The organism is Rhodanobacteraceae bacterium (assembly GCA_016713135.1).
Classification (GTDB): Bacteria; Pseudomonadota; Gammaproteobacteria; order Xanthomonadales; family SZUA-5; genus JADKFD01.
In genome coordinates this window covers 146,377-159,538 of record JADJPR010000002.1, presented here as the reverse complement: position 1 = coordinate 159,538, position 13,162 = coordinate 146,377, and the positions used below count along the sequence as shown (strand labels likewise).

At 67.1% G+C, this 13,162-nt stretch carries 8 protein-coding genes; 5 read left to right on the top strand and 3 right to left on the bottom strand.

Annotation, left to right across the window (positions count from 1 at the left end):
• Position 1: 1 nt before the first annotated feature.
• Positions 2–331, bottom strand: coding sequence for a c-type cytochrome (locus IPK27_02915; protein MBK8066606.1), 330 nt, complete (start codon positions 329–331; stop codon positions 2–4).
• A 234-nt stretch (positions 332–565) separates the two neighbouring features.
• On the opposite strand from IPK27_02915, the gene IPK27_02910 reads away from it, so the two are divergent.
• The 4 genes from IPK27_02910 to IPK27_02895 all read left to right on the top strand — a co-directional run bounded on the left by IPK27_02910 (position 566) and on the right by IPK27_02895 (position 9,274).
• Positions 566–1,708 (top strand): efflux RND transporter periplasmic adaptor subunit, encoded by a 1,143-nt coding sequence (locus IPK27_02910; protein ID MBK8066605.1) that lies wholly within the window; start codon positions 566–568, stop codon positions 1,706–1,708.
• Positions 1,709–1,893: 185 nt separating this feature from the next.
• Positions 1,894–5,193, top strand: coding sequence for an efflux RND transporter permease subunit (locus IPK27_02905; GenBank protein ID MBK8066604.1), 3,300 nt, complete (start codon positions 1,894–1,896; stop codon positions 5,191–5,193).
• Positions 5,194–5,365: 172 nt separating this feature from the next.
• Entirely contained in the window at positions 5,366–8,458 is a 3,093-nt protein-coding gene (locus IPK27_02900) for an efflux RND transporter permease subunit (protein ID MBK8066603.1), read from the top strand.
• A 246-nt stretch (positions 8,459–8,704) separates the two neighbouring features.
• Positions 8,705–9,274 carry a DUF1232 domain-containing protein gene (locus tag IPK27_02895; protein MBK8066602.1) on the top strand — a complete coding sequence of 190 codons (570 nt, stop codon included), beginning with the start codon at positions 8,705–8,707 and terminating at the stop codon, positions 9,272–9,274.
• 415 nt (positions 9,275–9,689) lie between these two features.
• Here IPK27_02895 and IPK27_02890 read toward each other — a convergent pair whose 3' ends face one another.
• Entirely contained in the window at positions 9,690–11,099 is a 1,410-nt protein-coding gene (locus IPK27_02890) for a TIGR04222 domain-containing membrane protein (protein ID MBK8066601.1), read from the bottom strand.
• Between the two features lie 564 nt (positions 11,100–11,663).
• Between IPK27_02890 and IPK27_02885 the strand changes: the two genes are divergently transcribed.
• Complete coding sequence (locus IPK27_02885; GenBank protein MBK8066600.1) at positions 11,664–12,497, top strand: peptidylprolyl isomerase; 834 nt, start codon at positions 11,664–11,666, stop codon at positions 12,495–12,497.
• Positions 12,498–12,705: 208 nt separating this feature from the next.
• Here the strand turns inward: IPK27_02885 and IPK27_02880 are convergent, their stop codons facing one another.
• Positions 12,706–13,044: an iron-sulfur cluster assembly accessory protein gene (locus tag IPK27_02880; protein ID MBK8066599.1), complete on the bottom strand. Its 339-nt coding sequence runs from the start codon at positions 13,042–13,044 to the stop codon at positions 12,706–12,708.
• Positions 13,045–13,162: the final 118 nt, after the last annotated feature.

The following is a 13,162-nucleotide window of genomic DNA, read 5'->3' as shown; positions in this document are numbered from 1 at the left end:
TTCACTGGGTCGGGTTGCTGGCGAGGTAGGCGGCAATGTCCGCGAGGTCCTGCTCGCTGAAGCTCTGCGCCTGCGCCACCATCGTCGGGTGCTTGCGCTGCTCCGTGCGGTAAGCGTTCAGCGCCGCGACCAGATATTCGTAGTTCTGACCAGAAATTCGCGGAACGTGGTAGCTCGGATACGCATTCTTGTATCCGGTGATGCCATGGCATCCCGTGCAGGTGTAAGCCTTGGCTTTGCCGGCGGCGGCGTCACCCTTGACCTGAGCGAAACCCACCACGGGGGCCGAAGCGGCCAGGACCAGCAACGTTGCGAGAGTGATCGACCTCATCCATCCATCCCCGGATCGGGCCCCGCGCCGGAAGCGGCGGAGGCGGTGTCAAAGACGGCGGATTATGCCGGGCAGCGTTGGCCCGGTCCATGCCTGTGACTTGTGGCCGGCGTGCCGCAAGCAACCGAAGCGGATACTGCCGGTATCCATCCAGCGCGACGCATGACTTCCGGGACTGCCTGCCAGCCGATTTAGTGTCGTAGCGTACCAACACACTTGGAAAGAGCCCTTCCGATGAGCACCGAAAAACAGCGTCGCCCCGCATTTGCCGCCCTGGTCCTGGCCCTGAGCCTGGCGCTGGCCGCCTGCGGCGGAAACCAGGACCAGAAGGACAGCGCCGAGGGCGACGCGCAGGCGCAGGCCAAGGATGTGCCGAAGGACAAGGACGGCAAGCCGATCGAGGCGGTGAAGGTGCCGGTTGAAGTCGCCAAGGCCGCGCGCTCGGCGGTGACCGCAGCCTTCCAGGGCACTGCCAACCTGGTGCCCGAGGCCGAGGCCGACGTGGTCACCAAGACCAGCGGCGTGGTGCTGGAGATCATGGTCGAAGAGGGCGATCGGGTGCAGGCCGGACAGGTACTGGCGCGCCTGGATTCTGACCGCCAGCGCCTGGCGCTGAAGCAGAGCGAGGCCAATCTGCGCAAGCTCGAGAACGACTTCAAGCGCCAGGAGGAACTGATCGGGCGCAAGCTGATCAGCCAGGATGTGTTCGACCGCTCGCGCTACGATCTCGACACCCAGCGCGCGAGTTACGACATCGCCAAGCTGGAACTGTCCTACGCCGAGATCCGCGCGCCGATCGGCGGCGTGGTCAGCAAGCGCATGGTCAAGGTGGGTAACCTGATCCAGTTGAACCAACCGCTGTTCAAGATCGACGACTTCGATCCGCTGGAGGCGATGATCAACGTGCCCGAGCGCGAGATGCGCCTGATCCAGGCAGCACAGCCGGTGCAGATGCTGGTCGATGCGCTGCCGGGCGCGGTGTTTACCGGCTCGGTGGCGCGCGTCAGCCCGGTGGTGGACGCGAGCACCGGCACTTTCCGCGTGGTCGCGCAGTTCAAGGACGACAGCGGTCAGTTGCGCTCGGGCATGTTCGGACGCGTGCGCATCGTCTACGACCAGCGCGCCGATGCGCTGGTGGTGCCGCGCTCCGCGCTGGTCGGCGACGACAAGGATGCCTCGGTGTTCGTGGTTGAGGCTGACGTGGCCAAGCGCCGCAAGGTGAAGCTGGGCTACGCCGACGGCGGCCAGGTCGAGGTGGTCGACGGCATCGCCGAAGGCGAGCAGGTGGTCACCCTGGGCCAGGCCGCGCTGCGCGACGGCGCCAAGGTCCAGGTGATCAACTCCGAGGCGCCGGTGGCCGTGGCTAGCGGCGGCTGATCGCTGCGGAGGAGCGGGGCAGGGGGCGAGGGGCAGGGGGAATGCCTCTGCGCTCGTCCTGACCGCGGCGCGGTTCGCGCTGCGCGGGACACAAACTGCCCGATCGCTTGAATTTGCATTGAGGCAGGTCCCACGCCCCCTGCCCCTTGCCCCGCTTTCATCAACCTTAGTGCCCGGCCCTGCCCATGAACCTCATCCGCCTCGCCACCGAACGTCGCGTGACCATTGCGATGGTGACCATCGCCCTGGTGCTGTTCGGCCTGATCGGCCTCTCGCGCCTGAAGGTCAACCTGCTGCCGGACTTGTCCTACCCGACCCTGACCGTGCGCACCGAATACGTCGGCGCGGCGCCGGCGGAGATCGAGAACCTAATCAGCGAGCCGCTCGAAGAGACGCTCGGCGTGGTCAAGAACCTGACCCGCATCCGCTCGGTCTCGCGCACCGGGCAGTCGGACGTGATCCTGGAGTTCGCCTGGGGCACGGACATGGACACGGCGAGCATGGACGTGCGCGAGAAACTGGAGCTGATCCAGTTGCCGCTGGACGTCAAGAAGCCGCTGCTGCTGCGTTTCGACCCGTCCACCGAGCCGGTGCTGCGGCTGGCGCTGGACACCGGCGACAGCGACGCCGACCAGGCCGCGCTGACCGAGCTGCGCCGCTATGCCGAGGAAGACCTGAAAAAGCGCCTGGAGCCGATCGAGGGCGTGGCCGCGGTCAAGGTCTCCGGTGGCCTGGAGGACGAAATCCAGGTCGAGATCGACCAGAACCGCCTCAAGCAGCTCAACCTCGACGTCAACCTGGTGATCCAGCGCCTGCGTTCGGAGAACATCAATATCTCCAGCGGCCGCCTGGACGAAGCCAGCCAGCGCTACCTGGTGCGCACCATCAACCAGTTCGGCACGCTCGCCGAGATGGGCGAAATGATCGTCTCGGCTGCTGGCGTGCCGGTCAAGCTGAAGGACGTGGCGACCATCACCCAGGGCCACAAGGAGCGCCAGGCGATCATCCGCAGCGATGGCCGCGAGGCGGTCGAGATCGCGATCTACAAGGAAGGCGACGCCAACACCGTGAGCGTCGCCGAGGCGGTGATCAAGGGCCTCGACCGGCTCAAGGAAGAGTTGCCGGAAGGCGCGCGCCTGACCACCGTCGATGACCAGTCGCTGTTCATCAAGAGCTCGATCCGTGAAGTGGTGGATGCCGCGGTGATCGGCGGCCTGCTGTCGATCCTGGTGATCTTCCTGTTCCTCGGCGAGGCTTGGGCGACCGTGGTTATCGCGCTCTCGCTGCCGGTGTCGATCATCGCCACCTTCTTCTTCATGCAGCAGTTCGGTATCGGTCTCAACGTGATGTCGCTGGGCGGCATCGCGCTCGCCACCGGCATGGTGGTCGACAACGCCATCGTGGTGCTGGAGAACACCCGTCGCCTGCGCGAACAAGGTCTCGGCGTGATCGAGGCCGCGGTCAAGGGGACCAGCGAGGTCGGCATGGCGATCACCGCCTCCACCTTCACCCACATCGCGGTGTTCCTGCCGCTGGTATTCGTCGAGGGCATCGCCGGCCAGCTGTTCGGCGACCAGGCGCTGACCGTGACCTTCGCGATGATCATCTCGCTGTTCGTCGCCGTGACCCTGATCCCGATGCTGGCTTCGCTGGGCGAGAAGCGCACTTTGATGAGCTACGAGCATCCGCAGCCGACATCGGGTCCGCGCCATTGGCTGATGAGCAACCGCCCGCGGCTGGATTTTGGCCGTTTCCTGCTACTGCCGCTGTGGGCAGTGCTGGCGGTGCTGCGCGGCGTGATGTTCGCCGCGGGCAAGCTGCTGTTCGGCATCGTCTGGGTGCTGCGCCGGTTGTTTCGCCTGCTTGGGCGTCTGTTCGGCGTGGCGCTGCAGCCGATGGCGCGTTTCACGATGGCCTTCTTCGATGCATCACTGCGCGTCTACGACCGCCTGCTGCCCTTCTCGCTGCGCAACCCGGGGTTGATCCTGGGAATCGCGCTGGCTTCGCTGGCGCTGGCCGTGGCGCTGGTGCCGCGCCTGGGCATCGAACTGATTCCTGAGTTCGCGCAGGGCCGTTTGCAGGTGGACCTCAAGCTCCCGGTGGGCACGCCGCTGGCGCGCACCGATGCGCTGGTCGGCGGGCTGTACCAGCACAGCGAGCGTGTGGACGGCATCGACCATGTGTTTGCCACCGCGGGCACCGGCGCGCGGCTGGACGCCAATCCCACCGAGTCCGGCGAAAACATCGGCAAGCTGCTGCTGACGCTCGCGCCGCACACGCCGCGCAGCGCCGAGCCCGCCATCGTCGAGGGCCTGCGCGCCTACACCGACGCGCTGCCGGGCACCGAGGCCAAGTTCTCACGGCCGCAGCTGTTCAGTTTCGACACGCCGCTGGAAGTCGAGATCAGCGGCTATGACCTCGACCTGCTGAAGCAAGCCAGCGAGCGCGTCACCGCGCGCATGCGCCAGGAAACGATCTTCGCCGACGTCAAGAACTCGCAGGAGCAGGGTGCGCCGGAAGTGCGCATCTACTTCGACCAGGAGAAGATCGCCTCGCTCGGCCTGACCACGCGCCAGGTGGCCGACCAGGTGGTGCAGAAGGTGCGCGGCGAAGTCGCCACCCGCTACAGTTTCCGCGACCGCAAGATCGACGTGCTGGTGCGCGCCACCGAGCCGGATCGCGACTCGGTGGAAGCGGTGCGCCGGCTGATCGTCAACCCCGGCAGCCCGACGCCGGTGCCGCTGGATGCGGTCGCGCGGGTGGAGATCACCGAGGGCCCGGCGGAAATCCGCCGCATCGACCAGGAACGCGTCGCGGTGATTTCTGCCAGCCTGCGTGGCGACCTCGGCGCCGCGGTCAAGGTGGCCCAGGCGATCGTCGACGAGAACCTGCTGCCGCCCGGCACGACCGCGCGCGTGGCCGGTCAGAGCGAGGACCTGGACCAGAGCTTCCGTTCGCTGCTGCTGGCGCTGGGCCTGGCGGTGTTCATGGTCTACCTGGTGATGGCCTCGCAGTTCGAATCGCTGCTGCACCCATTCCTGATCCTGTTCACCATCCCGCTGGCGCTGGTCGGTGCGATCTTCAGCCTGTGGATCACCGGCACCACGCTCAGCATCATCGTGTTCATCGGCCTGATCATGCTGGTCGGCATCGTGGTGAGTAATGCCATCGTGCTGATCGACCGCGTCAACCAGTTGCGCGCGCACGGCATGGAGAAACGTCAGGCGCTCGCCGAAGGCGCGCGCACCCGTTTGCGACCGATCATCATGACCACCATCACCACCCTGTTCGGCTTCCTGCCGATGGCGCTGGGCCTGGGCGACGGCGCTGAGCTGCGCCAACCGCTGGCGATCACCGTCATCGGCGGCCTGATCTTCTCCACCCTGCTGACCCTGGTGGTGATCCCGGTGCTCTATGACGTCGTTGACCGGCGTACGACCTACAAGCAGCCGCGCGCGCTGGAAGGCGCGGAGGTGGGGGCGTGAGTGCTTTGGGAGGGCACGAGGGCACGAGGGCACGAGGGCACGTGAAAAGCGTGGTCAGCGCGGCCGAACGGCTTTTCGCCTTTCCGTGCCCTCGCGCCCTCGTGCCCTCGTGCCCTCAAGGAACATGGCCGCCAACCCGCGGCGTACCACAAACCTCCCGGAGCCCGCAGCCATGACCCTCGCCGAAATCGCCCTCAAGCGCCCGGTCACCACGATCATGCTGTTCATCAGTTGCGTGGTCTTCGGCCTGCTCAGCGCGCGCCTGCTGAAGCTGGAGTTCTTCCCGGAGGTGGATGCGCCGTTCATCCTGGTGCAGGTGCCGTATCCGGGCGCCACGCCGAAAGAGGTCGAGCGCGAGATCGTGCGGCCGCTGGAGGAGTCGCTGTCGACGATCTCCGGCATCGACAACATGTTCGCGAATGCCGACGAGAACGGCGCTACCTTCTTCCTGGTGTTCGACTGGAACCGCAATATCAAGGTCAAGCTGTCCGAGGTGCGCGAGCGGGTGGACGCCGCGCGCGGCGAGTTGCCGCAGGACATCCAGCGCATCCTGGTGCAGAAGTTCTCGACCAACGACGAACCGGTGTTGCAGGTGCGCCTGTCGAGTACCACCGGCAACCTGCTGGACGCCTACGATTTGCTGGAGCGGCGCATCAAGCGGCCGCTGGAGCGAATCCCCGGCGTTGCGGCGGTGGAACTGTCGGGCGTCGAGCCGAGCGAGGTGCGCATCGATCTGCTGCCCGAGCGCATCGCGGCGCACAACATCGACCTGAATGCGCTGTCGCAGAAGCTGCAGTCGGCCAATTTCTCCACCTCGGCCGGCCTGATCCATGACGGCGAGCACCGCTACCGGGTGCAGCCGATCGGCGAAATCCGTGACCTCTCCGAATACGGCAACCTGATCATCGGCGAGGGCGGATTGCGCCTGAAGGATATTGCCGAGGTGCGTTACGCGCAGCGCGAGATCAACTTCCGCCGCATTCTCAACGGCAACTACGCGGTGGGCGTGGACATCCGCCGTGAGCGCGGCGCCAACCTGGTCGACGTCTGCTCGCGGGTGATGGCCGAGATCCGCAAGATCGAGGCCAGCGGTGCGCTGGCGGGCATCGAGATCTACATCATCGGCGACCAGGGCGAGGGCGTGACTTCGTCGATGGGGGAACTGGTGAAGGCGGGCTGGGAGGGCATGCTGTTCTCGCTGCTGGTGCTGTACTTCTTCCTGCGCCACTGGCCGAGCACCCTGATGGTGTCCCTGTCGGTGCCGATCTGCATCGCGATCAGCCTGGGCGGTCTCTACTTCATCGGCCTGACCCTGAATGTGCTGACCATGATGGGTCTGCTGCTCGGCATCGGCATGCTGGTCGACAACGCGGTGGTGGTCACCGAGAGCATCTACCAGCAGCGCGAGAAGCGCCCGGAGGACAAGATCGGCACCGCGATCGAGGGCACGCGCATGGTGCAGCTGGCGGTCAGTGCCGGCACCCTGACCAGCATCATCGTGTTCTTGCCCAATGTGTTCGGCGGCACCACCCAGGTCGGCCTGTTCCTGTACTACGTCGCGGTTCCAATGTCGGTGGCGCTGCTGGCCTCGTGGTTCGTCGCGGTCAGCATCATCCCGATGCTCGCCGCGCGCATCGAGCCGCCCAAAGGCCTGGCGCAGGTGCAGATCGTCGAGCGCTGGAAGGCCGTGTATGGCCGCACCCTGCGCTGGTCGCTGCAGCACCGTGGCTGGTCCTGGGTGGGCATCCTCGGGATCCTGTTCAGCGTGGCGATCCCGGGCGCATTCGTGAAGACCGATTTCTTCGGCGGCGACGCCGATCGCGACTTCGCCGTCGGCTACGAACTCAACGGTCGCTATCGCCTGGAGCAGATGGAGCAGGCGGCGCGCACGGTCGAGGAGTACCTGCTGCGGCACAAGCAGGAGTTCGAGATCGAATCGGTCTACAGCTGGATCAGCGAGGACCAGGGCATGCAGACGCGCCTGCAACTGGTCAAGGGCGAGGACGCGAAGCGGCCGGTCGAGGAAATCAAGGAAGCCGTGCGCAAAGGGCTGCCTCAGCTGGCGGTCGGCAAGGCGGTGGTCGATTTGCGCTTCGGCCCGGGCGGCGGCAATGCAGGTGGCGGCAGCCAGACACCGAGTGTGCAGGTCAACATCACCGGCGATTCGACCGAAGTGCTGACCGAGTTGGCGCGCGATGTGACACGCCTGCTGGCGCGCAACGAGATGTTCGCGGATGTGCGCGTGGACAATGCGCAAGAGCAACAGGAAGTACAGCTGCGGGTGGACCGCGAGCGCGCCGCCAATCTCGGCTTCGACCCGGCCCAGGTTGGCCGCCTGATCCAGGTTGCGATGCGCGGCGTGCCCTTGCGCGAGTTCCGCCAGGGCGACACCGAGGTGCCGGTCTGGCTGCGCTTCAAGGACGCCGAGCGGCTGTCGCTGGACGAGCTCAAGGTCATCCGCGTGACCCGCGCCGATGGCGAGTCGGTGCCGCTGTCGGCGCTGGTCAGCGTCGACATGTCGCCGGGCCCGACCGGGATCGGTCGCCAGAACCGCAAGACCGGCACCTCGATCACGCTCGACCTCAAGCCCAAGAGCGACATGGGCGAGGCGCGCCAGGCGATCGAATCGACCATGAAGGAATATCCCTTCCCGGCCGGCTACGGTTATGACCTCGGCCAGCGCTTCGAGGACGATGCCGCCGCCGCCAACGAAATGCTGTTCCTGCTGCTCCTTTCCATCGTGCTGATCTACATGGTGATGGCGGCGCTGTTCGAGTCGGCGCTGTATCCGCTGGCGATCCTCACCTCGATCATCTTCGCGGTGATCGGTGTCTGGTGGACCTTCCTGGTCTGGGACACCACCTTCTCGGTGATGGCCTTCATCGGAATAATGATCCTGATCGGCGTGGTGGTGAACAACGGCATCGTGCTGATCGAACACGTCAACACCTTGCGCCGCCAGGGCTACAGCCGCGATGAAGCGCTGATCCTTGGCGGCGTCGAGCGTTTGCGCCCGATCCTGATCACCACCGGCACCACCTTCCTCGGCCTGCTGCCGCTATGCATCAGCGATGTCGGCATCGGCGGTGGCGGCCCCGCCTACTACCCGATGGCACGCGCCATCGCCGGCGGCCTGGTGTTCTCCACCGCGATCACCCTGCTGGTACTGCCGACCATGTACGCCGCCGTAGAGGACCTCGGCGAGCGCGTCAAGGGCCACTGGCGCCGTGCGGGCGGGCAGCCGGCGATGGCGGTGGAGGCGTGAGCGGGGAAGCGGGAAAGGCGGGAAAAGCAAAGGCGGGGCAGGGGGCAAGGTAAGAGCGGACCTCGCAGCTCCGTCTTTCGCTGGATAACCGGACACCTTCGGACTTGCGCGCCTTTCCGTTGCCCCGCATCACCTCTCCCCGCTACACCTCTCCCCGCTCCACCCACTCCGCTTCCGAAATTGACGTGCAACAATGCCGACCGATAGTCTCCCCCTCCTCACTCTGCACTACCCAGGGACACAGCCATGCGCGTCGTAATCGACCTGTCCGAAGAAGATCTGGAGCATTTCCGCGCTGCGATGCGCCGCGCCAAGGCGGCCGCCCAGGACCTGACGCCTGAGCAAATCACCGGTGCCGCGCAGAAACTGTTCGAGGACACCCAGGGTCAGCAGGTGCCGGAGTTCGTGTCCTCGCGCATGAAGCGCCTGGGCACCCTGATCGGCATGGTGCATGACAAGAACTGGGGCATCTCCGATTCCGAGCGCAACGAGATCCTGTCGGCGCTGACCTATTTCTCCGATCCGCAGGACGCGATCCCGGACACCATCCCGGTGCTCGGCTTCCTCGACGACGCGATCATGATCGAGCTGGTGGTCGAGGAACTGAAGCACGAGATCGACGCCTACGAGGACTTCCTGCTGTTCCGTTCGCAGGCCGCGGAAGAACAGGGTCCGGCGGCGGCCAGTGGCCTGAACCGCGACGACTGGCTGGAACAACGCCAGAACGAGTTGCTCGACCGCATGCGCACCCGTCGCTCGCGCGACAGCGCATCTTACGGCGGTCGCGGCGGCTTCTCGCTGTTCTCGATCCGCTGATTCCGGGCATCAAGCTGCATCGCATCGGGCGCCCTCGGGCGCCCGATTGCGTTTGGGAGTGCGTAGCCCGGCGGTACGCGCTTCAGCGCGTTCCCCGGGTGCTTGCCGCGGCTCACGCCTGCCGGTGAATCGCTGCGCGATACACCGGCCTACGCTGCTCTCGCCGAACATGTTTCAAGTCCATGAAACCGAAGCCGTTTATCCGCAAAGGACGCGAAGGACGCAAAGTAGAGCCAAATCCATGGTCGGATATGCAGGGGCATAGGGAAGCTGCGCACCCAGGACGCTCTTGCCTTCTTCGCGTCCTTTGCGTCCTTTGCGGACAAAAAAGCAGGCACGAGTACGCGACCGTTTGATGCGCGAACAAGCGCGTCGCCAGCGGCAGCCGGTACTTCCACAGGCTGTCGTCGCGCCATCAATCCCCCCCGCCACCGCCGCACCCGCCGCAGCCACCGCCGCCGCTGTCTCCGCCGCTGTCGCTGCTGCCCGAGTCGCTGCCGCTCGATCCGCCATCGGAGCTGGACGGTGGAGTGCGCGACTGGTGGTAGCTGGCCCAGGCCGTCCCGCTGAGCGCGGCGGTTCCGAGCAGCGCCACTGCGAGCCCGGTCTCCTGCGGGCGCGGTGCGCGCAGCGCGCGGGCGTGCTGCACGCGCGCCTCGGCGAGCGCGCGGTCGCCGGCGCGGGTGCGTCCGGGGCGCTTGAGCAGCAGGATCAGGCCGACCACCGTCGTGATGATCGACAAGATCACCAGGATGGCAACCGGCTTGCCGCGCGAGATCCCGATCACGATCTTGGCTGCGCCGAACCCTGCCAGCAACAGCCACGGCAAGGCGCTCCACCAGCGCGCGCGCCAGGCGCCAGCGTCATCCAGCCACAGGCCCTTGGCGACCAGCGCCTTGCGCACGCTGTCCAGGCGCAGCGCGGCGCGTGAGACCGCGCGGTCGGGCTCCCCGTCGGCCGCGATGCACTGCGCGATCTGCTCAAAGGGCTCGCCGAGGCGGCGCGCGCCGCCGGTGGAGCGCAGTTTCGCTGCCGCCGCATCCCACTCCACCTGGCCTTCGGCCAGCATCTGCGCGATACCGGCATCGGCGCTGCGGGTTGCGCCGCCGGCGAGGTAGGCCAGTTCCAGCGCTTCGGGGCGCGCGCCACGCGCGGCCCCGGTGTCGCGTGCGGCGCGCCGAATCAGCACGGATGCGATCAGCACGCTCAGCATCGCCACCAGGTAAAGCACCAGGAACTCGCGGCCGGTCCAGTCGAGCGGGTTCGCAGATTGCGCCTGCGCCAGCCGCGCCAGGCACAGGCCGCCCACGCCGATCGACGCCAGCGCCAGCCAGCCGCGGGACTTCCGGTTCCCGGCAAGGCGCAACGACACTTGCGGCGCGAAGCGTGCGGCGGTGCCGGGCCACCAAGCCTCCGGCGGCGGGCCGAACCACTGCTCGTAGCAAGCCAGGGTGTGCGCGTATTGCTCGCGGTGCCGCCGCGCGTCGCTGGCGCCGCCACGGGTTGGGCCGTGGTGCAGTTCCATGCCGAGCACCTTGGGGCAGAACTCGCGCCAGTAGTCGTGGGTATGGATCAGGTGCAGATGCCAGACCTCGTCGACCTCGCGGCTGGGCGTCATCTCGCCGGCGCCGCAACAGGCCAGAAAGCAGAACTTGCGGTACTCGTCGACCGCCTGGCGCGCCTGCCCCAGTGTCCAGTCCTGCTCGCGCGCCAGCCGCCGGGTGAAGTCGAGGCCCTGGTCGGGTGCTTCGAAAGGATGCGCACAGAGGCGTTGCCAGCGCGCCAGCTGCTCCTCGTCCATCGACCGGCAATCAATCGGGTCCATCGCTTCCCCCAGTGGCCGTGCCCATGGCGATTGTAGACTCGCCAGATGACAATGCGGCCTGCGCCGCCGGAGGCGAGGATGAAACGGACGATCCTGTGCATGGCGCTGGCTGCTGGCAGCGCCGCGGCGGCGGGCGAACCACCGGCATTCATGGCGGGCGACTGGTGCGCGGTGTCCGGCGAGCGCCGCTTCGAGGAGCGCTGGACTGCCCCGGTCGACGGGCGCATGCACGCGCTGGCGCGCAGCTTCAAGGGCGAGCGCCTGACCGGCTTCGAGTTCCTGCGCATCGAGGCGCAAGACGGCGTACTGATTTACCTGGCGCAGCCGGGTGGCGGTGCGCCGGTGCCTTTCCGTGAGAGCGAGCGCGGCGAGGCGCGGATCGTCTTCGCCAACCCCGCGCACGACTACCCCCAGCGGATCGAGTACGTTCGTGACCAGGACGGATTGCACGCTCTGGTCTCCGGGCCGCCGACGCCTGGCGAGACGCCGCAGCGGATCGACTTTCGCCCCGGGCTGTGTGCCAATGCCCCTGCGGCGACCGCCGCACCTGCGCCGGGCCGCACCATGGCCGAAGTGATCGCCGCATCGAAACCCACGGACTGGCGCACACCCGACCCGGCGCGCACCTTGTACCTGGAACTGGCCAGCGGCCGCGTGGTGATCGAACTGGCGCCAGCCTTCGCCCCGAAGCACGTCGAGAACATCCTTGCGCTGGCGCGCAGCGGCTATTACGACGGCCTGGCGATCTTGCGCGTGCAGGACAACTTCGTCGTCCAGTGGGGCGACCCGGACGCCAGCGACGAGACCAAGCGCAAGCCGCTCGCTGCGGGCGTGCGCACGCTGCCGGCCGAGTTCACCCGACCGGATACCCGAGACCTGAAGTTCACCACGCTGCCCGATCCGGACGGCTGGGCCCCGCAAACCGGTTTTGCCGACGGTTTTCCCGCCGCGCGCGATCCGCACGCCGGCCGCGCCTGGCTGACTCATTGCTACGGCACGCTCGGCGTCGGTCGCGACAACGAGGTGGATTCAGGCGGCGGTACCGAGTTGTACGTGGTGATCGGCCACGCCCCGCGCCAACTCGACCGCAACATCACCGTCGCCGGCCGCGTGCTGGTCGGCATGGAGCTGTTGTCCGCCCTGTCGCGCGGCCCGGCGCCGATGGGTTTCCACGAGAATCCCGCGCATCACGTGCCGATTCAGCGCGTGCGCGTTGCCAGCGACCTGCCCGAAGCCGAGCGCGCGTCGATCGAAGTCATGCGCACCGACAGCGACGCCTTCACCGACCTCATCGAATCCCGCCGCAACCGCCGCGACGCCTGGTACAAGGTGCCGGCGGGGCATATCGACGTGTGTTCGGTGCCCGTCCCGGTGCGCGAGGCCAATGCAGCGGGTTGACCGGGCTGCGGTCGGGCTGGGTCGCTGGTTGCTGGTTGTCGGTTGTTGGCAGCAAGCGCGGGCGTGCCGATGGCAAGGTGGGAGCGGCTTCAGCCGCGATCCTGTCGTGGCGGCCGCCAGGCGATCGCCGACAGAGTCGGCTACCAAAGGTAAAGGTGCGTCGGTACGCGAGCTTTGCCGCCCACAACCCACAACCCACAACCCTCGCTCAAATCGCAGCGCGTTCCACCGAGAAGCTCTCGCCGCAGCCGCACCCGCCGGCGACGTTCGGATTGCGGAAGGAAAACTGGCGGTTCAGGCCCTGGCGCACGAAGTCGATCTCGGTGCCGTCGAGCAAGGGCAGCGCCTTGGCATCCACCACCACCTTGACGCCGTCCTGCTCGAACACCTGGTCGTCTGCGGCCAGTTCCCTGGCGACATCCACGGCATAGGCCCAGCCGCTGCAACCCGTGCGGCGGACGCCCAGCCGCAGGCCGATGGCTCCGTCCTGCGCGCCCACGAACTCGCGCACCCGGCTGGCGGCTGCGGTGGTCAGCGTGATCGACATGGCTCGCTCCTTGCGATTCGATGACCCGAAGGCTAGCAGGCACTGGCGGAATGGTGGGTGAGTGGCGAGCGCGCAAGGCGGGGCTGGGGACTGGGGCGTGTGCGCGGTGGACGGGGTC